Genomic DNA, 21,396 nt, shown 5'->3' on the forward strand with positions numbered 1-21,396 from the left:
ACGCCATCAGCCGTCGAATCCGTCGACGAAGATCTTGTCGGTATCACCCGCGGGCGGGGTGAAATCGCCCGCCAGATGTACGGTGATGCTGTTGCTGTTGCCGACCAATGCGGCATTGATCTGGCTGGCAAAGCCGCCGCACGGGTCGGTCGTCTGCGGCACCGTGAACGCCCGGTCTTCAAGGTCGAGGCCGCTGGCAGCGCCGGTCCCGTCCAGCTCGAGGTTGATCGGGCTGAAGTGGCAGGGCTCGGTCGCAATCGGCAGCGGACGGTCGATCCGCAGCACCGACAGCGTCATCGCCACCGGCGTCATCGCCGCCACGCCATCGCTGGCGACCTGGGCGCTGGAGGGCGCGTTCTGGCTCAGCTGATAGATGACGGTGACATTGCCCAGTCCCGTCACCGGCACCGTGACGCTCGATTGCGGAAACACGAAGCTGCCGCTCGACAACTGGCCGGTCGCCGGATCGTAGCTGGAGTTGCCGAAGGTGCCGGCCGGCAGGTCGCCGAAATTGCCGTTGACGGTGATCGCACCAGTGACCGGGAACAGCGCGGCGTGGGCGCTGCCGCAACTGAGCGCGAGCAGTGCGGCGATGGCGAGAATGGGCGTGCGGGTGGTCATGCGGCGGTTGCCTTGTGCTTGAGCGGTGAAGTGGGGGTTCAGCGCGTGGTCTTGGCGTCGCCTGCGGTCCAGCGCTTGAGCCAGGCATTGACCGTGTCGTGCCACAGCACGCTGTTGTGCGGCTTGAGCACCCAGTGGTTCTCGTCGGGGAAGCGCAGGAACTGGCTCGGGATGCCGCGCCGCTGCGCGGCGGTGAACGCGGCCAGCCCTTGCTCGAGCGGAATGCGGAAATCCTGCTCGCCGTGGACCACGAGCAGCGGCACGCGCCAGTCCTTGACGTGGTTGACCGGGTTGAACCGCTCGTAGAGCTCGGGCGCCTCGTACTGGGTCTTGCCGTCGTGCTCCCACTCGTCGAACCACAGCTCCTCGGTGGAGTAGCTCATCATGCGCGAATCGAACACGCCGTCGTGGCTGACGATGCACTTCCAGGGTTCGTTCCACACGCCGGCCATCCAGTACATCATGTAGCCGCCGTAGCTCGCGCCGAGCGCGCAGGCGCGGCCGCCATCGAGATACGAGTACTTCTTGAGTGCAGCCGCCCAGCCGAGCTTGAGATCCTCCAACGGCGCGCCGCCCCAGTCGCCCGAGATCGCGTCGGTGAATTTCTGGCCGTAACCGGTGGACCCGTGGAAGTTGATGGTCACCACGGCAAAGCCCTGGCCGGCGTAGGTCTGTGGATTCCAGCGGTAGTGGAAATCGTTGGTCATCGCACCCTGCGGACCGCCATGCACGATGAACGCAACCGGATACTTGCGGCCGGGGCGGTAGCCGACCGGCTTGACCACATAACCCTGCACGGTGTCGCCGCCGTAGCCCTTGAACGTGAAGAACTCGGGTTCACCGAAACCGATCCCGCTCAATGCCTGCGCATTGACCTGGGTGAGCTGGCGCAGGCCCTTGCCCGTGAGGTCGGCGCGATACAGGTCGGTCGGATGGCGCAGATCCTGGCGCGCGAGCACGAGGGCCTTGCGGCCGACGGCAAATCCGGCCACGTTGCCGCCCTTGCTCAGGCGGCTGGCCTTGCCGGTACGCACGTCGATCGCGAACAGCGCATGTTCGCCCCAGTCGTCGCTGGCGGTGTACAGCGTCTTGCCGTCGAATGATTCCGTCAGCGCCGACGCGGAACGATCCCATGCCGGGGCGACCTCACGCCGCTCGCCGCTGGCCAGATCGAGCGCCATGATGCCGAAGCGATCGGCCTCGAAACCGGCGCGCTTCATCGCCAGCCAGTACAACGTCTTGCCATCACGCGAAAGCAACGGGTAGCCGTCCCAGGCCGGATTGTCGGCGGTCAGGTTGCGCGGCTCGCCGCTGCCGTCGGCCGGCACCGAGTAGATGTCGAAATTGGTCGACCACGGCTCGCTCATGCCGGCGATGCGCACGTTGAAATACACGGTCTGGCCATCGGCCGCGAACGCATACTCGCTGTCGTCACCGAACGGCTTGGATGGCACGTCGCCGTCGATCGCCTTGCTCAGCAGTCGCGGCGCACCCAGCGCCCCGTCGCTGCCGATGTCGGCGATGAACAGCTGCGACCGGCGTCCGTCGGCCCAGGTATCCCAATGCCGCACGAAGATCTTGTCGTAGACCGTGCCAGTGGCCTTGTCGGCCTTGCGCGCATCGAGCTTGCCCTGGGTGCAGGCGATGACGTCGGCATCGGCGCCGCAGTCGGGAAAGACCTCGAGCGAGAGCAGCACCTGCTTGCCGTCGGGCGACAGCTTGAAGCTGCCGACATCGAGCGTGAGCGTGCTCACCTGCAGCGGCGAGCCGCCCTTGGCGTCGATGCGCCAGAGCTGGTTGCTGCCCTTGCTGGGCGCGAGGAAATAAAGCTGCCCGCCGTCGGGCGACCAGCGCGCGCTGGAGGCATTGAGGCCGACGTCGGTGAGGCGGCGCGGCTTGCCGCCGTCGGCACCGACGAGCCAGATGCCGTTCTTGCCCTTGTTGGCCTCGTAGTCGGTCTGGCGCAGCGCGAACGCCACGCTGCGACCGTCGGGTGACAGTTGCGGATCGCTGACCCGCTGCATCATCACCAGATCGTGCACGTTGAACGGATGCGACGCGGCGCCGGCCAGCGCCGGCGCCAGCGCGGCCATGGCCACGGCAAGGACGGTTTTCATCACGAGTTCCCCAAAGCGGTCGACCAGCGCGCGATGGTACCCGTGCGCGGCAAGTTCGGCCAACTGCGCGCAACCGCTACACTGCGCCGCTGCCGCCGCCTGCACCTCGCCGCCCATGTCCGCCCCCGCTGTTGCCGCACTGCCGCACGAGGAGTTCCTCGGCCACCCGAAGGGGCTCTACGTCTGCTTCTTCACCGAGATGTGGGAGCGCTTTTCGTTCTACGGGATGAAGGCGCTGCTGCTGTTGTACCTGGTCAAGTACCACCTGTTCACCGACGAGCACGGCTACAACCTGATCGGCGCCTACGGTGGCCTCGTCTACGCCATGCCCGTGATCGGCGGCCTGCTCGCCGACCGCTGGCTCGGCATGCGCAAGGCGGTGGTTTTCGGCGGCATCCTGCTCGTGCTCGGCCACCTTGGCATGGCGATCGAAGGCCATCCGGCCAGTCGCATCGATGGCGAGGTGGTGCGCGACGCGGCGGCACTGCAGGTGTTCTACTTCTCGCTCGCGCTCATCATCATGGGCGTGGGCTTCCTCAAGCCCAACATCTCGACCATCGTCGGCAAGCTCTACGGCGACAACGATCCACGTCGTGATGCCGGCTTCAGCCTGTTCTATGCCGGCATCAACCTCGGCGCGACGGTATCGGGGCTGTTGTGCGGCTGGCTCGGCGAAACCTGGGGCTGGGGCTGGGGTTTCGGCGCGGCCGGCATCGGCATGCTGGCGGGCCTGGCCAATTTCCTCGGCGGCCAGAAGCACCTGCGCGGCCACGCCGAACCGCCCGATCCCGCGCGCCTGCGCGAGCGCCGGCTCGGCCCGCTCACGCGCGAGCACCTCATCTACCTCGGTGCGCTGGCCGGCATCGTCGTGGTGTGGGGCCTCATCCAGTCGCATTCGGTGCTCGTCCCGCTGATTCCGGGCCTGCTCGAAGCCAGCCCCGTGCTGCTGGCAATGCACGCGGTCAGCGCCTGCCTGCTCGGCGGCATCGGCTGGTTCATGTTCCGCCACTGCACGCGCATCGAACGCGAGCAGATGTTCGCCGTGCTGGCCTTCATCGGCTTCTGCCTGCTGTTCTTCACCCTCTACGAGCAGACCTACGGCTCGTGGGTGCTGTTCTCCGACCGCGCGATGAACCACGCTGCGCTCGGCATCGAGTGGAGCGCAAGCCAGCTCACCTCGCTCGGCGCGTTCTTCATCCTGCTGCTGGCGCCGGCGTTCGCCTGGCTGTGGCCACGCCTGGATCGCGCCGGGCGCAATCCGGGCAGCGTGACCAAGTCGGCCTGGGGCCTGATCTGCGCCGGCTTGTCGTTCTTCGTGCTGGTATGGAGCGCGCGCCATCCGCAGGCCAATGGCCTCACCGGCATCGGCTGGTTCGTGCTGGCCTATTTCGTGCTCGAGATCGGCGAGATGCTGCTGTCACCGATCGGCCTGTCGGTGGTGACCGCGCTGTCGGTGCCGCGCGTGGTCGGCCTGATGATGGGCGGCTGGTTCCTGGGCACTTCGTATTCGGAAGTGCTGGCTGCGCAGCTGGGCAAGCTGTCGGCGCTCGAGATACCCGAGGGCGGAACCCTCGACGTTGCCGCGGCGCTGGGCAAGTACGACGCGCTGTTCACGTTCTCGGGTTGGCTCGGCATCGGCTGCGGCATCGGCGTGCTGGCACTGGCGCCGCTGCTGCGGCGCTGGATGCACGGGGTGAAATAGCGCTGCGCAGCGCCGCCGCAACGACCGCGTGCGTTGCCGGCGCGACGCTGCTAGCCTGAACTCGGCTCAACGTTGGCGACGATCCGCGACCATGGCGCGCGAACGAGGTCAAGACGGCAAGGTGGCGGCCCCGGTCCGCCTGCTCGCGCTGCACCGGCAGCGCCTGCGGCAAGTGCTGTATGTCGCGATCACGGTGTTCGGCGTGGTCGCGCTGATGGATGTGCTGCGCGCCCGTCCGCTCCATGCGGCGCTCAACCTCGCCGAAGTCGCCCTGCTCTGGCTGGCCCTGCGCTGGAACCGCCGCCAGGCGCTCGAACGCGTGGTGGCCCTCATGGTTGCCGCCTTCGCCATCGGCCTTGGCACCATCATCGTGTTCGACCAGGGCCTGTATGACGAAGGCGTCCTCGCCCTGCCGGCGCTGCTGATCTTTGCCGGCATGTACGGTTCGCGGCATCTGCTGCTGGCGCTGACCGGCATCATGGTCGCGTTCGTGGTCGCGCTGCTCGTCCTCGACCAGTCGGGCGTCCTGCACAGCGAACCGTTGCCGATGAACGCCGCGCGCGCGATCACGACGTCGATGATCCTCATGATCGTTGGATTCTTCGTGTGGCTGCTCGCCGAGGATCTGCGCGCGGCGGTGACCAACCTCGAGGCGGAGAAGCGCGCACTGGAGGAGTCGCACGCCCACATCGAGGTGCTGGCGCAGCGCGACAGCCTCACCGGGCTGCCCAATCGCGCGCTGGCGATGGATCGGCTCGAGCGCATGCTGGAATCGGCACGCCGCGAGCAGCGCCTCGTCGCGGTGATGTTCCTCGACCTCGACAACTTCAAGACCATCAACGACTCGCTCGGCCATCCGGTCGGCGACGCGCTGCTGCGCCAGGTGGCAAGCCGCCTGCGCGACTGCGTGGGGGACAGCGATACGGTCGCGCGCATCTCGGGTGACGAGTTCCTGATCCTGCTCGACGATCTTGACCGCGAGGACGCCATCACCGCGGCCGTCGAGCGGATCATGCTGGCGCTCGAACGCCCGTTCGAGCTGGAGGGCATCGAGGTCAGTGCGACGGCGTCGCTCGGCATCACGGTGGCGCCGCGCGATGGCGGCGACATCGACGCCCTGCTCAAGAACGCCGACCTGGCGATGTACCGTGCCAAGGATTCCGGCCGCAACACGTTCCGCTTCTTCGATGCCAGCATGAACGCGAGCGCCGTGGAGCAATTGCGGCTGGCCTCGGCGCTGCGCGGCGCACTGGCGCGCAACGAGCTGCAGGTTCACTACCAGCCCGAGTTCGATCTGCGCAGCGGCCGCGTGGTCGGCGCCGAAGCCTTGCTGCGCTGGACCCATCCCGAACTGGGTCAGATCCCACCGGACCGCTTCATTCCGGTGGCCGAACGCAGCGGCCTGATCAACGCGCTCGGCGCCTGGGTACTGCAGCAGGCCTGTGCCGAGGCGCAGGCCTGGCGCAGCAGCGGCCTGGGCGAGCTGACCGTGGCGGTCAACGTGTCGCCACTGCAGTTTCGCCGCGACGACATCGAACGCGACGTGGCGGGGGCCCTCGACGGCAGCGGCCTGCCGGCGCGCAATCTCGTGCTCGAACTCACCGAGTCGCTGCTGATGGCCGACACCGCGCACCTGAGCCGCACCTTGCAGCGCATCTCGGCGACCGGCGTGCGCATTGCGATCGACGACTTCGGCACCGGCTACTCCAACCTCGGTTATCTGCGCCGCTTCGCCGTGCACCGCCTCAAGATCGATCGCTCATTCGTCAGCCAAATCGCTGCCAACGCCTACGACGAGGGGCTCGTGCGCGCGATCATCGAAATGGGACATTGCCTGGACCTGCAGATCGTCGCCGAGGGCATCGAGGACAATGGCATGCTGCGCAAGCTGCACACCTTCGGCTGCGAGTTCGGCCAGGGCCTGTACTGGTCGCCGGCCGTGCCGGCGAGCCGGTTCGCAGCCTTCGTGCGCGAGCAGCAGGGCGTGTTCGCGCGCGGCGCGGCGAACGTCTCCTGACGCTCGGCGCCAAGCCCGAGGCCGCACGCGCTGCGGCACGGCGAGCTGCCGCTGCGTCCGTGACCGCCTCGCCGGTTAGCGCGACAGGCGCGCGTACTCGGCCTTGGCCTGCGCCAACACGACGAGGTCGGCATCGGCCTGCCGCCATTGCTCGAGGAACGCACGATAGGCCGCAGCAGCCGCACGCCGATCCGCGGCCAGTGCCAGGGCTCGCGCCAGCTGCAGCCGCGCCATGGCCGCGACCGAATGATTGAGCGCGATCCCCGGATGATCGAGGATCAACTGGAACTGCGCTGCGGCTTCGCGTCCTTCGCCGGCGGCAAGGTAGGCCTCGCCACGCACATACACCGGGTACAGCGCGGTCCAGGCGCTGAGGCTCGAACGCGTCACGCCGAGCTGGTAGGCGCTGGCCGAGCGCAGGATCTCCACCGCGGCGCTGGCGTCCCCGCGCGCCAGCGCCAGCTTGCCGCGCAACGCCGGCAGATAGTTGTGCTGTACGAGCGTGTCGCGCGGATACTGCGTGGCGAGCGCGTCGGCCAGCGCATCTGCTTCCTGCACCTGGCCGGCATAGGCCAGCGCGAGCGCGGCGCCATACTGCACGTCGCGACTGGCCGGTCCCTGCATCGACGCATGCGCGCGCTGCACGGCCTCGGCGGAACTGCCGAACACCGCTTCGCGCAACGCCGAGGCCGCGAGGTAAGTCGCCCGTGGCTCGTTGGCGGCAGCACGCTGCGCCGCATCGATTGCTTGCGCGGCAAGTCCGCGTGAGCGACTCAGGCCACCATGGAAGGCCGCCGTCGCCGCGGCTGCGGCGAGCATCGCGTGCGCGCTGCCGGCCTGCGCAGTGGCGGCCGCGAGTTGGTGCGCCATGGCTGCGGCGTCGCTGCGCAGGAATGCAAGGTCATAGTGGTCGAGGGCGTCGAAACTCGAACGCAGCGGCTGCCCGTCGACCTGCGGCTGGACCGCCGCGGCGTCATCGAGGCGACCGAGCGCCAGATAGGCTTCGCGCAGCGTCACGTGGGCGATCGCCCAGCTCGGCGCAAGGCGCACCGACTCGATCCCTTCGGCCACCGCCTGGTCGAATTCGCCGATCACGGGATAGATCGAACCGGCCAGCATCGTGTGCGGAATCGGCGATCGCGGGTAGGCCTGGATCCAGGACCGACAGGTCGCGATCGCCATGTCGATGTCGCCGATCGCCGACTTGGCGTAGCGCGCGGCGATGAAGTAGCGCTCCGGATCGCTGACCCGCTCGCGCAAAGCGTAGGCCTTGCTGGCGTACTCGGCGGCCAGTCGCGACTCGCCCTGATTGGTGTAGGCAAGCGTCAGGGCGCCGTAGGCCAGCGCGAACTCCGGGTCGAAACCGAGTGCGCGCTGGAACAGTGCGATGGCGCCATCGTCGCCCGCGCCACTGGTCATGACACGCAAACCTTCGCTGTAGGATTTGAGTGCATCGAGCGAGCGGGTGGTGGCCTGTTCCAGTGGTGTGTCGAAGCGGCGCACGCTTGCCAGCGACTCGCCCAGGCGTGAGCGCAGGCGCGACGACGCCTGGCCAAGGGCAGCGAGCACGCGATCCCTGTCGCTGGCATCGACCTCGGTGCTGGCCAGCGTCTGGCCGCTGCCGCAGTCGACTGCGCGCAGCGCCAGCTGGTAGGGCGTACCCACCTGCGCGATCGAGCCGGTGACGACTGCGCTGCCGCCCAGGCGCTGGCACAACTCGCGCGCCGTCGCGTCATCGAGCCGCGCATCGGCGTCCAGGTCCATCAAGGCCAATCCCTGCCGCAAGCGACTCTCCGGCACCAGACCGAGGTAGGGCGATTGCTCGAGTTGCACCGCAAGCCCCTGCCGCAGCGAGACATCGAACACCGGATCGCCGGTCGTGTTGACGAAATCGGCGAGCACGATGGCGTCCCTCGCGCCCAACCCGGGCGCGGCCCGCATGAGCCAGCCCACCACGACGATGCCCGCGAGCACCAACACCAGCGCGGCCACGCCGACCCGTGTGCGCCGCGAACGGCCCCGCCTGCCGATCCAACGCTGGTACCACGGACCACCGGCCGCCAACGCCAGCAATCGTTGCCGCACCTCATCCACGCTTTGCCAGCGCCGCTCCGGCGCCGGTTCCAGACAGCGCGCGACGATCGCATCCAGCTCCGGCGCAAGCCGTTGGCGCTGCGGACCGATGCGTTGGCCAGTGACCATTTCGTAGAGTACGCAACCGAACGAGTAGATGTCCGCACGTGCATCGACCGGAAGGCCATCGCGTTGTTCGGGCGCCGCATAGGCGGGCGTGCCCATCGCATCGCCGGTGGCGGTGCGGCTGTCCTCGTCGACCGACTTGGCCAGACCGAAGTCGAGAATCTTGATGCCAGCCGGCGTCACCATGATGTTGCCGGGCTTGAGGTCGCGATGCACGAAGCCGCGCGCATGCGCCTGCGCGAGCGCATCCAGGATCTGCAACGCATGGTCAAGCGCGACCGGCAACGGCAGGGGTGTCTGCCGCAGGTGCACGGCCAAGGTGTCGCCGGCCACGAGCTCCATCACCATGTAGTCGGGGCCGACGTCGTACAGCGTGCAGATGCGGGGGTGGTTGAAGGCGGAAATCGCGCGCGCCTCGCGGCGGAAGCGGTCGCTGAACCGTTCCCGCGTGACCTTGATCGCCACCGCGCGGTCGAGCCTCGTGTCGAGGGCACGATACACCTCGCCCATACCGCCTTGGCCAATCCTGCCTTCGATGCGATACGGGCCCAGGCAGGTACCAGGCTGCAGTCCTTGCGCCAGGCGTTCGGGCGGCAGCAATGCCGCCACGGTCGCCGCAGACGAATCGAGAAAACTGTCGCTGGTGGGCTGGTCGAGCAGCGACTCCACCTCGCGGCGCAGATCGGGATCCGCTGCCGTGAGCAAGGCCGCGCGTTCTGCGGCGGACGCTTCCCGCACCGCGTGATACAGCTCGGCCACACGCTGGAATCGCTCGGGATCGATGGCCACACCGCCTCCTATGCCTGGCCCAGCTCCCGCGTCAGCCAGGCCTTGGCCAAATCCCAGTCGCGACGCACCGTACGCGGGGAGGTATCGAGCGCTGCCGCCACCTCGTCCTCGGTGAGGCCGCCAAAGTACCGCAGTTCGACCACCTTGGCCTGGCGCGGCGCGATGCGTGCGAACGCCGTCAGCGCATCATCGAGCGCCACCATCGATTGCTCAGGCTGATCCGATATGGCCGCCGCCGCGTCGAGGTCCGCGAACGCGATGTTGCCGCCACGCTTGTGCGCCGCGCGCGTGCGCGCCGCATCGACGAGGATCCGCCGCATGAGTTGCGCAGCCAGCGCGAAAAACTGCGCCCGATCGCGCCACTGCACGGTCGCCGCGTCGACCAGACGCAGATAGGCCTCGTTGACCAGCGCGGTCGTCTGCAGCGTATCGGCGCAGCGTTCGTTGCGCATCTGGCGATGCGCCATGCGGTGCAACTGCGCGTAGACGTGCTCGGTCAACTCCGCCAGCGCCGACTCGTCGCCGCCGGTCCAGGCATGCAGGAGTCTGGTCACCTCGACAGCGACTGCGTCCACCGATACCCCCGGTCACGGGCCATGCGCGAGTGGAGTTTAGCCACCGGATGGCCGCTTTGCGCATGCGTCTTGCGCCTAACCCGATGGATGGACCTGCCGCCGGCAGCGGCATGGACGCCGAACCTCAGGCGCGGCCTGCGCCGCTCCCCACCGTATCGAGGACCCAATGAAAACAACCCCGATTGCACCACGCAACACCCTCACCGGCCTCGCCAGCGCCGTCGCGCTGGCCGTCGCGACCTGCAGCGCCTTCGCCCAGACCAACCCGGTGCCTGCGCCCCAGCCGGGCCTGTTCGGCCAGATGGTGGTATTCGGCGACAGCCTCAGTGACGGCGGCAACTTTTCGCTGGCACTGGGCCTGCCGGAGATCTCGCGCTTCACCACCAACCCAGGTGGCGTGGCGGTGGAGAACATCGCCAACTTCCTCGGCCTGCCACTCACACCGTCGCTGGCGGGCGGCAGCAATTATGCGATGGCGCTCGCCAACGTGCTCGACAACCCGCCCGAAACGCCACCGTTCGTCACCACGCTGCCGCAGCAGCTCGACAGCTATCTGCAGGCGGCCGGAGGCCGCGCCAGCCCCGACGCGCTGTACACGATCGTCGGCGGCGCCAACGACGTGTTCAACAACTTCCTGCTCGCCTCGATGGGCCTGCTCACGCCCGAGCAGGCGCAGGCCAATCTGCAAGCCGCCGCGCAGGCGGATCTGGGCATGATCACGCGCCTGCGCGACGCCGGCGCCCGCTACGTGATGGTGTTCAACCTGCCCGACCTGGGCCTGTCGCCCGACATCGCCGCGCTCGGCCCGGAGGTGGCCGGGCAGCTCACCGCGATGACGGTGACGTTCAACGACGCACTCGGCGCGACGCTCGGCAATACCGGCGTCAACGTCGTCCCGGTGAATCTGTTCGGGCTGTACCGGGAACTGGTCGCCGATCCGGCGCGCTATGGCCTGGCCAACCTCACGATGCCAGCCTGCGGCATGGACGCCGTCGCGATCGAGTGCGGCCCGCAAGGTTCGGGCGCGCCCTACACCTACGCGCCCGGCACCGACAACAGCTACCTGTTTGCCGATGTCGCGCATCCGACCTCGGGCGTCCACGCGATGCTGGCGCAGTACGCCGAATCGATCCTGCTGGCACCGGGTCAGGTGTCGCTGCTGGGCGTCGCCCCGCTCGCGAGCGGTGACCGCTTGCGGCGCGCGATCGGCAACCGCGTCATCGCCAACATGAGTGGCGCAGCAGGCCGCGCGGCGCAGTGGTGGGTCGGCTACAGCCACGACCAGCGCCGGCTCGACGCCCAGGTCGGTACGCCCGGCGCGCACGATCGCGCCGACATGTTCACGCTCGGCATGGATGCGCAGCCGCTGGCCAATCTGGCCACCGGAGTCGCCTTCACCATCGATCGGCAGCGCGAACACTTCGATGGCAATGCCGGTGCCTTCAACCTGCGCGAACTGGCCGCCACCGCGTATGCCGGCTGGGACTTGCAGCGCGCCTACCTGGCCGCCGACGCCAGCTACGGCCGCCTCGACTACGACGGCATCCGCCGCAACATCGTCATTGGTCCCGCGCTGCGCACCGAAGTGGCCGACACCGCTGGCACCCACCTCGCCGTGACGCTGCGCGGCGGCTACTGGTTCCGTTCGGATGCCTGGCGCACGGGCCCCTTCGCCGAGCTCGCCTGGCAGCGCGTGCGCGTGGATGGATTTGCCGAGGCCGGGGCCAGCGCAACCGCGATGACGTTTGCATCGCAGCGCATCCACTCGCTGATCGGCACGCTGGGCTGGCAGGTGTTCGCCGACCTCGATGCCGGCAACGCGCGCCTGCATCCATTTGCACGGATCGCCTGGCACCACGACTGGCGCGCCGAACCGAGCGGGGTCCGCGCCGGGCTCATCAGCATGCCCGGCACGTTCGAGCTGCCGGGCTTCGCCCGCGACGCGGATTGGGGCAGCGCCAGCGTCGGTTTCATGGCCCGTTTCAGCCCGCGCTGGTCTGGCTGGATCGCCTACGAGCGTCACTTTGCCAACAGCAGCGAGCGCACCAATGCCTTGAGCGTGGGCATGAACCTGCAGTACTGAGGCGTGGCGCGCCGAGCGCCACTGACTTCGTGGCATGTGCCCGTTGCGCCCACATGCCGCGCCGGAACGCTCGAACAGGCGTTACGTCAACAAATTGGGAGTGCAGGAGATGTCGTATCACAGGATTCCACCACGGAGTCTCGCCAGCTCCGGACCACTGGAACGTTTCAGGTGTTGCGCGCTTGCACCGCAGCCGGATGCGGCAGCACCAGCGATAACGAGCGCGGCGAGTTGCGGTCGCCGGAACCGTGCGCGAAGTGGCGGGTGGCAGCGACGCTGTGCGGATGGGGCATGGTGCGCCGCGCTGTGCATCGCCACCGTGTTGGCAACCCCACCGGCGGTTGCCGCCACCAGCAACGACGGCGCTGCCGTCGTCACGTTCAAATCCGGTCGCAGCTACCGCGTCTACGGCGACTTGTTGGTACCGCTGGATGCACCACCGGGCATGCAGGGCGCGCTCAGCGGCACACGTTGGCCCAGCGCCACGCTCAACTACATCTTCGACGCTTCGGTGGGTTCAGCGCAACGGGCGCAGTTCCGCACTTGGGGCCAGGATTGGGAAGCCGGTTCCGGAGTGCGACTGGTCGAAAACGCGGCTGCGGCCAACCGCGTACGTGTGCAGCGCGGTAGCGTCATCGGTTGCGGGCAATCGGTACTGGGCATGGTCGGTGGCGAGCAGGATCTGGTCATCAGCACCAACAGCAACTGCTGGACTCGTAGTGTGCTTGCGCACGAGCTGGGCCACGCGCTCAGCGCGATCCACGAGCAGCAGCGAACCGATCGCAACAACTACGTGAGCATCGTCGATCACGGCATCGTGGCGCAGTGTGGACAGGGTACTTGGGACGCCAACTACGGGACGGTAGCCACACAAGTCGCGACCGCCTACGACTACGCCTCGGTGATGCACTATCCAGCGTCGGCGCACTACACCTGCAATGGCATTGACGTCTGGGCCGACATCACAGTACTGCAGGCGCAGCCACCAGGCCTCCCCGCCGGCTCGGGCAACGCCTGCACCAGCGTGGCCACATGCCAGGGCACCATCGGCAGCGGTCTGGTATCAGCCCGTGACCTGTATGGCATGGCGTTGCGGTACGGCTATCGCTACCAAGTGACGGTCACAGGCAATGGCGGCGGTTTCTACACCGCCAGCGGTCAGGTCGAAAGCTGTGGCAGCGACTGCTATCTCGTGCCACCGACCAATGGCACCAGCACATTCCGGGTCAATGCCTTCCCGGCGTCTGGCTCGATTGCATCATTTGCCGGTGCTTGCGTCGGTCACAGTTGCGTCATTGCTCCGAATCGCAACGGGAATATCACGCTGCGATTCACGCGCAAGACAAGTGTTGCTGCAGTCACGACGGCCGCGGGCTGGCGTGGCGGCGACATGATCTTCGCCAGCGGATTCGAGGTGCCCCAATGAACGCACCAGCCCTGCAGCGAGCACCACTCGCACCTGCGTCACCCGCAAGTCGTTTTGTCCTTCAACCGCCCCGAGCCGCCGGCTCGGAAAGCCATAACCGGAGAACTTCCATGTCACGCATCATCCGCACCCTTGCAATCACCACGTTGTGCATGATCAGCGGCACGACGTTTGCGCAGAGCTCGACCGGCACTATCACCCTGAGCGCACTGCGCACTGGCTGGAACAGCGACTCCTTCGCCTTGGTGCCGGTGGGGGCCATCATCAATCCGGCCAATTGCTCGACTCCGGACGGCTATGTCTCCGCGGCGCCGGCCCCCGGGTATCAGACGTTCCTGTCGACCGCCTTGACTGCGTTCGCTCTCGACACTTCCGTCGCCGTGACCGTCCACAACACCGCCTGCATATCTGGCCGACCGGTGCTCATTGGCATCAATTTGATGCACTGACACGCTGCAGGCCCATCACATCTGCGATTCGACCACGCATAACCGACCGCCACCACGCAGCCAGCTCGGCGCTTGCACCGCTTGGCCACCGGTCAAACGGTGCAGCGCACAAGGCGAAGCACGTCATCGACGTCTTGCCGATCCTTGCTTGACGCAGTGATCATGCGTGGCGTGCAGCCGCACCGGTCCCGCGTCGCCGGGGCCGGTGCGGCCGCTGCCGCGCGACGCGCGGTCAGGTCATGGCCTCGCGAGTCAAGGCTTGGCACCACCGCGAAGGTTCGTGGCGAAGAAGGCCAGCATCTTCGTGTACAGCTCCATCTTGTTGTCGCTGCGGTAGAAGCCGTGGCCTTCCTTGTCCTTGAGCAGCCATTCGTAGGTCTTGCCCGCCTTGTCGAGCGACGCGCGCAGCGCCTTGGCCTGGCTCGGCGGCACGCGCTCGTCGCGTCCGCCCACCACGATCATCAGCGCGGCCTTGATCTTGTCCACGTTCGACGCCGGCGAGCGGGCCCGCAGGTCGGTGCCGTCGCGCCCAAGCACCATCTCGAGGTACTTCTTGCCGAACAGGCCACGCGGAATGTCGCCATCGCGGTACATGAGCTCGAGGTCGTACACGCCGACATAGCCAACGGCGCAGCGGTACAGGTCCGGCTCGCGCACCACACCCTCGAGCGCGGCATAACCGCCGTAGCTCGCGCCATAGATGCACAGGCGCTTGGGATCGGCATAACCCTGCTGCACCGCCCACTGCGTCGCATCGGTCAGATCGTCCTGCATGCGCAGCCCCCACTGCTTGTAGCCGGCGCGCATGAAATCGCCGCCGTAACCACCCGAGCCACGGAAATTGAGCTGCAGCACGGCATAACCACGGCTGGCGAGCAGCTGGACCTCCGGGTTGAAGCCCCAATAATCGCGCGGGCCATGCGGACCGCCATGCGGATTGACGATGAGCGGCAGGTTCTTGCCGTCGCTCCCGGGCGGCACGGTCAGGTAGCCATGAAGCTCGAGACCGTCGCGCGCCTTGAGGCGGATCGGCTGCATCGCCGCCATCTGCTCGGGCTCGATCCACTTGCGCGCGCTGGCAAGGTACTCGGCGTTCTTCTTTTCGGTGTCGAACAGGTAGAAATCGCCGGGATTGCGGTCGCTGAACACATGCACGAGACCGAATTTGCCATCGTTGGCGAAGCTGCCGAACGCGGCGACCTGGCCGGGGAATGCCTTCTGCACCGACAGAGCCAGGCGTCCAAACTGCGAATCGGGCTCGAACACGCGGATCGCCGTCTTGCCGTCGAACGTGAGCACGCCGTACGCATCCTTGCGGTCGGGCGTGAGCAACAGCTGCCCAGGGTCGGCATCGCCTTCGTACAGCAGCTCACGCTTGCCGTCCTGCAGGTCGATGCGATACAGCGCATCGGCCTTGCCCGCACGCTCGATCGTGGCATAAACATGGCGGTTGTCACGCGCAAACATCCTCGGCTCGATGATCACCCCGCTCGCCTTGGGGTCATTGAACACGCGCCAATCCTCGCCCTCGCCACCACGCACGTACATGACACTGTCGAGGTTTTCGTTGGGCGCATTCGCGATGCGGACCTGGCCCTGATGGTCGGCCACGAAGCTCGCGCCAGCGCTCGGTCCCACCGCGACGCGCCGCGTCTTGCCGGTGTAGACATCGAGCAGCTCGGCGCTCGCCGGCGCCTTTTCGCTGTTGCGCCAATCGACGGTCGCAACGAGGATCTGCCGGTCATTGCCCGGGATCAGGTCGATGACCTGGGCACTGGCATAGCGCTGTTCACCGCCCTGCTTGGTGTGCGAGCCTGTCTTGCCACCACTCGCGCGATAGCCGAACAACTGCATCGAGCCGCTGCCGTCGGCATTGATCGCATACAGCTCGCCATTGGGCTTGGGATGGTCCACACCGCCGAGCTGCTCGGCGATCGAGGCCACCAGCCGCGTGTCGTTGACCCACCAGAACTGATCGATCGTGTTGTTGCCAGCAGCGCGGATCGTTGCCGTCTGCTTGCCATTGGCGCGGTCGAGCACGTAGACGACGGTCGTCTCCTCGAACGGAATCGCAGCCGCGAGGTATTTGCCATCGGGCGAGATCGACATCTGCGAATAATCGGAATGCCGGATGAAATCCTCGAGCGCAACGACCGCCTTGCCCGCGTCGGCGGCAGGCGCCTTCGGCTGCTGTGCGTGCAGGCCAACCGGCAGCAACGCCAGCAACAACAGGGTCGACCACTTCATTGGCTGTACTCCTTCAGATGCGTGAATGAATGGCGCAGCGCAGGGCACGGATGCGGCCTCAGCGGCTCGCCACGCGCCCGTAACGATCCTCGAGCCGCACGATGTCGTCCTCGCCGAAATAGTCGCCGCATTGCACTTCGATGAGGTGGATGTCGGTGTTGGTGGGGTTCTCGAGCCGGTGCACGGTTTCCATCGGGATATAGGCCGACTCGTTGCGATTGAGCAGGAACTCGCGCTCGCCGATGCGCACCTTGGCGACGCCGTCGACCACGGTCCAGTGCTCGCTGCGACGATGGTGCAACTGCAGCGACAGGACATGGCCAGGCTTGACCGTGAGGCGCTTGACCTTGCAGTCGGCCGCGTCCTCGAGCACGGTGTAGCTGCCCCACGGCCGGTGCACGGTCTGGTGCACGCTCGCGGCCGAATGGTTGTCGGCGCGCAGCCGTTCGACCACTTGCTTGACGGCCTGGGCACGCTCGCGATGCGAGACCAGCACCGCGTCACCGGTGTCGACGATGACGAGATCCTGCACGCCGACCGCAGCCACCACGCGCCCCTGCGACTGCACGTAGCAGTTGGCACTTTCCACCAGCACGGCCTGGCCGTACACGCGGTTGCCCTCGCCATCGGCGGCGTCGAGACTGCTCATCGCCTTCCACGAGCCGATGTCGCTCCAATCGAAGGTTGCTGGCACCACCGCCACGCGCGGCGCGCGCTCCATGATCGCGTAGTCGATCGAGATGTCGGGTTGGACCAGGAAGGCCTCGCGCGCGTACTCGACCGGACTTTCGTGACTGGTGGCCTGCGCATGGCAGGCCTGCGCTGCGGCGAGCACGTCGGGACACACCTGCGCCGCGACCTCGAGCAGGGTGTCGGCACGGAAGCAGAACATGCCCGAGTTCCACACGTACTCGCCCGAGGCGACATAGCCTTCGGCGATCTGGGTGTTGGGCTTCTCCACGAACGCCTGCACGGCACGTCCGAGCGGCGCGGCGGTGGTCGCCTCGGCGGCGCAGGTGCAATCAACGCACTCCTGCACCGCGTCGGCTTCGGGCGCCAGTGCGCGCGAACGGCGTGGCGCCGGCGCGGCGATCGCCTCGCCCATGCGGATGTAGCCAAATCCCGTTTCGGGATGGGTCGGACGAATGCCGAAGGTGACGAGCCAGCCGTCCTGGGCCAGGCGCGCGGCACGCCCGACGTCGGCGGCGAACGCCTCGTTGTCGCGGATCAGGTGGTCGGCCGGCAACACCAGCAAGGTCGCGTCCGGCGCGATGTGGTCGCGCGCGTACAGCGCCGCCAGCACCACCGCCGGCGCGGTATTGCGCCCGGCCGGTTCGAGCAGGAACGGCAGGCGGTCGAGGTCGGCGCCGGCCTGCGCGTACTCGTCGCGCGTGAGGAAGTAGTAGTCACGCCCCGTGACCGTGAGCACGGGCGCAGCGTCGGCGCAGCGCAAGGCGCGCGCGAGCGTCTTGCCGAGCAGCGACTGGCCGTCGCCCATTCGCATGAACGGTTTGGGATAGGCACTGCGCGACACCGGCCACAGCCGTGTGCCGGCACCGCCGGAAAGGATCACGGGTACGAGCATGGTCAAGTCTCCTGCAACGGCCGCGGCGCCAGCGATGGCGCTTCAGGGCACGGCGTTCGTGGCCAGTTGGGCGAGTACTTCGTCCAGACCGACCTTCCAGTCGGGCAATTCTAGCCCGAAGCGGGTCTTGAGCCTTGTGCAGTCGAGCACGGACCACGCGGGACGTTGTGCACGCGTCGGATACTGCAGGCTCGGGATCGGCACCACGCGCGGCGCGCGCGCGAGCAGGCCACGGGCATGTCCACTGGCGATGATCGCGGCGGCGAACTCGTACCAGCTCGCCTGCCCGCCGGCGACGAGGTGGAGCGTCTGGGCTTGCCCATCCCAGCGTGGCATGAGCTGCGCCGTCGTGCCCGCGATCCAGTGGGCCGGCGTCGGCGCGCCGATCTGGTCGGCCACCACGCGCAGCTCGTCGCGCTCGCCCGCCAGGCGCAGCATCGTGCGCAGGAAGTTGTGGCCGCGCGCGGCATAGACCCAGGCCGTGCGCAGGATGAGATGGGCCGCGCCGCTGTCGCGCAGCGCATGCTCGCCGGCGAGCTTGCTGCGCCCGTACACGCCCAGCGGCGCGGTCGCGGCTTCCTCGCGATAGGGCGTTGCTGCGTGGCCGTCGAACACGTAGTCGGTCGAATAGTGGATGACACGCGCGCCGTGCGCGGCGGCCCAGCCGCCGATCTCGGCCACCGCATGATGGTTGATGCGCGCAGCGAGCTGCGGCTCATCCTCGGCGCGATCGACCGCCGTGCAGGCCGCGGCATTGACGATCAGCGCGGCCTGGGCGGCCGCGAGTGCGCCGCGCAGCGAAGCCGCATCGGCGAGGTCGGCCACGATGCCGCGCGTGCCGTCCGTGAGCAGGCCGTCGCGCGATGCCGCCAGCACATCGCCCAGTGGCGCCAGCGCGGTGCGCAGCTCGTGACCGACCTGCCCGTTGGCTCCGAGCAGGAGAATCCTCATGCCACGAAGACCGGCAGCCGCTCGCGCGGCACCTCGGCCAACAGCGGAGCACGCTGGTCCTTGTCCGACAGCAGCGGCTGCGCCAGCGGCCAGTCGACGCCGATCCGGGCGTCGTTCCAGCGAATGGCGGCATCGGCGTCGCGGTCGTACAGCGCGGTGCACTGGTAGCTGAAGGTCGCCTGCGCGGACAGCACGACGAAGCCGTGGGCAAAGCCCTCGGGAATCCAGAAATGGCGCTTGTTGTCGGCCGACAGGATCGCCGCCACCCACTGCCCGAAGCTCGGCGAACCGACGCGGATGTCGACCGCCACGTCGTAGACCTCGCCTTCGAGCACGTTGACGAGCTTGCCCTGGGGTTGTGGCCACTGGTAATGCAGGCCGCGCAGCACGCCGTGCGCCGAACGCGACACGTTGCATTGCACGAAGTCGAGATCGAGCCCCGCTGCAGCGAATTTGCCGGCGTGGAAGCTCTCGTAGAAAAAGCCGCGCGCATCGCCGTGCACGAGCGGCTCGATCACCACGCAGCCGGGCAAGGCGGTCTTGATGATCTTCACGCGCCGCGCCCTTGCCTGACCATGCGCTGCAGGTACTGGCCATACCCGTTCTTGGCCAGTGGCGCGGCCAGCCGCAGCACCTGCTCGGCATCGATCCAGCCGCTCTGGAACGCGATTTCCTCGGGACAACACACTTTCAGTCCCTGCCGCTTCTCGATCGTCTCGACATAGGTCGACGCTTCCACCAATGACTCGTGGGTGCCGGTGTCGAGCCAGGCATAGCCGCGACCCAGCTTCTCGAGCATGAGCTTGCCGGCGTCTAGATAGCGGTGGTTGAGATCGGTGATCTCGAGCTCGCCGCGCGCGGATGGCTTGAGCGCGGCGGCGTGCTCGCATACGGCGCCGTCGTAGAAATACAGACCCGTCACGGCCCAGTTCGATCGCGGCTGTGCCGGCTTTTCCTCGAGGCCGACCACGCGGCCCGAGGCATCGAATTCGGCGACGCCATAGCGCTCGGGATCGCTGACCCAGTAGCCGAACACGGTCGCGCCATCCTCGCGAGCGGCCGCCCGCGCCAGCTGCTCGGTGAAACCGTGGCCGTAGAAGATGTTGTCGCCGAGCACGAGACAGCTCGGTTTGGCGTCGACGAAATCGCGGCCGATGAGGAAGGCCTGGGCGAGTCCATCCGGCGAGGGCTGCACCGCGTAGCGGATCGAAATGCCCCACTGCGCGCCATCGCCGAGCAGGCGCTGGAACAACGCCTGCTCATGCGGCGTGTTGATGACGAGCACCTCGCGGATGCCGGCCAGCATGAGCGTCGCCAGCGGGTAGTAGATCATCGGTTTGTCGTAGACCGGCAGCAACTGCTTGCTGACCGCCTGCGTCACCGGATACAGCCGCGTGCCGGAGCCGCCGGCGAGGATGATGCCTTTGCTCGTCGCCACAATCGTCCTTTCGCCTCGATGCGCGCTGCGCGCCAACGCCCATTCTAGCCAGTCGCCTCGCGGCTGGCCCGACCTGCGGGCCGACGCGATGTCCAGCGCAGGCGCTCAGCCCGCGCCCAGGCGCTGCATGCGGTAGCTGCCATCGAGCACGCGCGTCACCCAGGCCTGGTTGGCCAGATACCAGTCCACGGTGCGCGCCAGGCCCGTCTCGAAGGATTCGGCCTGCCGCCAGCCGAGGTCGTGCTTGAGCTTGCGCGCATCGATCGCATAGCGGCGGTCGTGGCCGGGCCGATCCTTGACGTAGCTGATGAGCGACTCGCGCCGGCGGCCGTCGGCGAGCGGCCGGCGCTCGTCGAGCAGCGCGCAGATCGTCTTCACCACGGCGATGTTCTCGCGCTCGGCGTCGCCGCCGACGTTGTAGACCTCACCGACGCGACCGATGTCGAGCACGCGCCGGATCGCGCTGCAATGGTCGCCGACGTAGAGCCAGTCGCGCACGTTGCGGCCATCGCCGTACACCGGCAGCGCCTCGCCGGCCAGCGCCTTCTGGATCATCAACGGAATGAGTTTCTCGGGAAACTGGTAGGGCCCGTAATTGTTCGAGCAGTTGGTGGTCAGCGTCGGCAGGCCGTAGGTGTGGTGGAACGCGCGCACGAGGTGGTCGGCGGCGGCCTTGGAGGCCGAATATGGCGAGTTCGGCGCGTAGGGCGAATCCTCGCGGAAGCGCCCGACCGGACCGAGTGAGCCGTATACCTCGTCGGTCGAGACCTGCAGGAAGCGGAATCCGTCCTGGCGGTCGAGCGGCAGCGCGCGCCAGTGGGCCAGCGCGCATTCGAGCAGATTGAGCGTGCCGACCACGTTGGTCTGCACGAACGCAGCCGGACCCTCGATCGAGCGATCCACGTGCGACTCGGCGGCGAAGTTGACGATCGCGTCGGGCCGGTGCTCGGCGAGCACACGCTGCACGAGTTCGCGATCGCCGATGTCGCCATGCACGAACACGTGATCGGTGCGACCATCCAGCGCGGCCAGCGTGTCGCGGTTGCCGGCGTAGGTGAGCGCGTCGAGATTGACGATGCGCAGGCCGCCCTGGGCGAGCACGCCGAGCACGAAGTTGCCGCCGATGAAGCCGGCGCCGCCGGTGACTAGCAGGGTTTTCATGGGCCGCAGACGCTGCCAAGGCTCGGAAACGGTCGC

At 67.6% G+C, this 21,396-nt stretch carries 15 protein-coding genes; 5 read left to right on the plus strand and 10 right to left on the minus strand.

All coding sequences use genetic code 11. The annotated features are described in order from the left end of the window. Positions 1-6 precede the first annotated feature (6 nt). Together KF903_RS09385 and KF903_RS09390 are read right to left on the minus strand one after the other, a co-directional pair. Positions 7-621, minus strand: a complete 615-nt coding sequence (locus KF903_RS09385) for a hypothetical protein (protein ID WP_291213971.1) — start codon at positions 619-621, stop codon at positions 7-9. Positions 622-659: 38 nt separating this feature from the next. Then, positions 660-2,738, minus strand: a complete 2,079-nt coding sequence (locus KF903_RS09390; RefSeq protein ID WP_291213973.1) for a S9 family peptidase — start codon at positions 2,736-2,738, stop codon at positions 660-662. Positions 2,739-2,853: 115 nt separating this feature from the next. Between KF903_RS09390 and KF903_RS09395 the strand changes: the two genes are divergently transcribed. Further along, a complete protein-coding gene (locus KF903_RS09395) occupies positions 2,854-4,440 on the plus strand; it encodes an oligopeptide:H+ symporter (RefSeq protein WP_291213975.1) in 1,587 nt (528 codons plus the stop codon). 91 nt (positions 4,441-4,531) lie between these two features. After that, positions 4,532-6,457, plus strand: a complete 1,926-nt coding sequence (locus tag KF903_RS09400; RefSeq protein WP_291213977.1) for an EAL domain-containing protein — start codon at positions 4,532-4,534, stop codon at positions 6,455-6,457. Positions 6,458-6,532: 75 nt separating this feature from the next. Here KF903_RS09400 and KF903_RS09405 read toward each other — a convergent pair whose 3' ends face one another. Next, the gene (locus KF903_RS09405) at positions 6,533-9,445 is read right to left on the minus strand and encodes a serine/threonine-protein kinase (RefSeq protein ID WP_291213979.1); all 2,913 of its coding nucleotides are present in this window, start codon (positions 9,443-9,445) and stop codon (positions 6,533-6,535) included. 8 nt (positions 9,446-9,453) lie between these two features. Next, complete coding sequence (locus KF903_RS09410) at positions 9,454-9,999, minus strand: ECF-type sigma factor (RefSeq protein ID WP_291213982.1); 546 nt, start codon at positions 9,997-9,999, stop codon at positions 9,454-9,456. Between the two features lie 187 nt (positions 10,000-10,186). Here KF903_RS09410 and KF903_RS09415 point away from each other — a divergent pair, with 187 nt between their 5' ends. The 3 genes from KF903_RS09415 to KF903_RS09425 all read left to right on the plus strand — a co-directional run bounded on the left by KF903_RS09415 (position 10,187) and on the right by KF903_RS09425 (position 13,978). After that, positions 10,187-12,103 (plus strand): autotransporter domain-containing protein, encoded by a 1,917-nt coding sequence (locus tag KF903_RS09415; RefSeq protein WP_291213984.1) that lies wholly within the window; start codon positions 10,187-10,189, stop codon positions 12,101-12,103. A gap of 322 nt (positions 12,104-12,425) precedes the next feature. After that, positions 12,426-13,529 (plus strand): M12 family metallopeptidase, encoded by a 1,104-nt coding sequence (locus KF903_RS09420; protein WP_291213986.1) that lies wholly within the window; start codon positions 12,426-12,428, stop codon positions 13,527-13,529. Between the two features lie 110 nt (positions 13,530-13,639). Beyond that, on the plus strand, positions 13,640-13,978 hold the full coding sequence (locus KF903_RS09425) for a hypothetical protein (RefSeq protein ID WP_291213988.1): 339 nt from the start codon (positions 13,640-13,642) through the stop codon (positions 13,976-13,978). A gap of 252 nt (positions 13,979-14,230) precedes the next feature. Here the strand turns inward: KF903_RS09425 and KF903_RS09430 are convergent, their stop codons facing one another. The 6 genes from KF903_RS09430 to rfbB all read right to left on the minus strand — a co-directional run bounded on the left by KF903_RS09430 (position 14,231) and on the right by rfbB (position 21,360). Then, on the minus strand, positions 14,231-16,225 hold the full coding sequence (locus KF903_RS09430) for a S9 family peptidase (protein WP_291213990.1): 1,995 nt from the start codon (positions 16,223-16,225) through the stop codon (positions 14,231-14,233). Positions 16,226-16,283: 58 nt separating this feature from the next. Then, positions 16,284-17,810, minus strand: coding sequence for a mannose-1-phosphate guanylyltransferase/mannose-6-phosphate isomerase (locus tag KF903_RS09435; protein WP_291213993.1), 1,527 nt, complete (start codon positions 17,808-17,810; stop codon positions 16,284-16,286). 42 nt (positions 17,811-17,852) lie between these two features. Next, positions 17,853-18,761, minus strand: a complete 909-nt coding sequence (rfbD, locus tag KF903_RS09440) for a dTDP-4-dehydrorhamnose reductase (RefSeq protein ID WP_291213995.1) — start codon at positions 18,759-18,761, stop codon at positions 17,853-17,855. After that, the gene (rfbC, locus tag KF903_RS09445; RefSeq protein WP_291213997.1) at positions 18,758-19,315 is read right to left on the minus strand and encodes a dTDP-4-dehydrorhamnose 3,5-epimerase; all 558 of its coding nucleotides are present in this window, start codon (positions 19,313-19,315) and stop codon (positions 18,758-18,760) included. The genes rfbD and rfbC overlap by 4 nt, the downstream gene beginning before the upstream one ends. After that, entirely contained in the window at positions 19,312-20,202 is an 891-nt protein-coding gene (rfbA, locus tag KF903_RS09450) for a glucose-1-phosphate thymidylyltransferase RfbA (RefSeq protein ID WP_291214122.1), read from the minus strand. The genes rfbC and rfbA overlap by 4 nt, the downstream gene beginning before the upstream one ends. A gap of 102 nt (positions 20,203-20,304) precedes the next feature. Next, positions 20,305-21,360, minus strand: coding sequence for a dTDP-glucose 4,6-dehydratase (gene rfbB, locus KF903_RS09455; protein ID WP_291213999.1), 1,056 nt, complete (start codon positions 21,358-21,360; stop codon positions 20,305-20,307). Positions 21,361-21,396 lie beyond the last annotated feature (36 nt).

Origin of the sequence: Dokdonella sp. (assembly GCF_019634845.1) — a bacterium.
GTDB lineage: Bacteria > Pseudomonadota > Gammaproteobacteria > Xanthomonadales > Rhodanobacteraceae > Dokdonella_A.

Bases quoted from the DNA above. Each gene is read 5' to 3' on its own strand.
- KF903_RS09430 (WP_291213990.1), bottom strand. From the start codon at position 16,225: ATGAAGTGGTCGACCCTGTTGTTGCTGGCGTTGCTGCCGGTTGGCCTG.
- KF903_RS09400 (WP_291213977.1), top strand. From the start codon at position 4,532: ATGGCGCGCGAACGAGGTCAAGACGGCAAGGTGGCGGCCCCGGTCCGC.
- KF903_RS09390 (WP_291213973.1), bottom strand. From the start codon at position 2,738: ATGAAAACCGTCCTTGCCGTGGCCATGGCCGCGCTGGCGCCGGCGCTG.
- KF903_RS09385 (WP_291213971.1), bottom strand. From the start codon at position 621: ATGACCACCCGCACGCCCATTCTCGCCATCGCCGCACTGCTCGCGCTC.
- rfbB (WP_291213999.1), bottom strand. From the start codon at position 21,360: ATGAAAACCCTGCTAGTCACCGGCGGCGCCGGCTTCATCGGCGGCAAC.
- KF903_RS09435 (WP_291213993.1), bottom strand. From the start codon at position 17,810: ATGCTCGTACCCGTGATCCTTTCCGGCGGTGCCGGCACACGGCTGTGG.
- rfbD (WP_291213995.1), bottom strand. From the start codon at position 18,761: ATGAGGATTCTCCTGCTCGGAGCCAACGGGCAGGTCGGTCACGAGCTG.
- KF903_RS09415 (WP_291213984.1), top strand. From the start codon at position 10,187: ATGAAAACAACCCCGATTGCACCACGCAACACCCTCACCGGCCTCGCC.
- KF903_RS09425 (WP_291213988.1), top strand. From the start codon at position 13,640: ATGTCACGCATCATCCGCACCCTTGCAATCACCACGTTGTGCATGATC.
- KF903_RS09395 (WP_291213975.1), top strand. From the start codon at position 2,854: ATGTCCGCCCCCGCTGTTGCCGCACTGCCGCACGAGGAGTTCCTCGGC.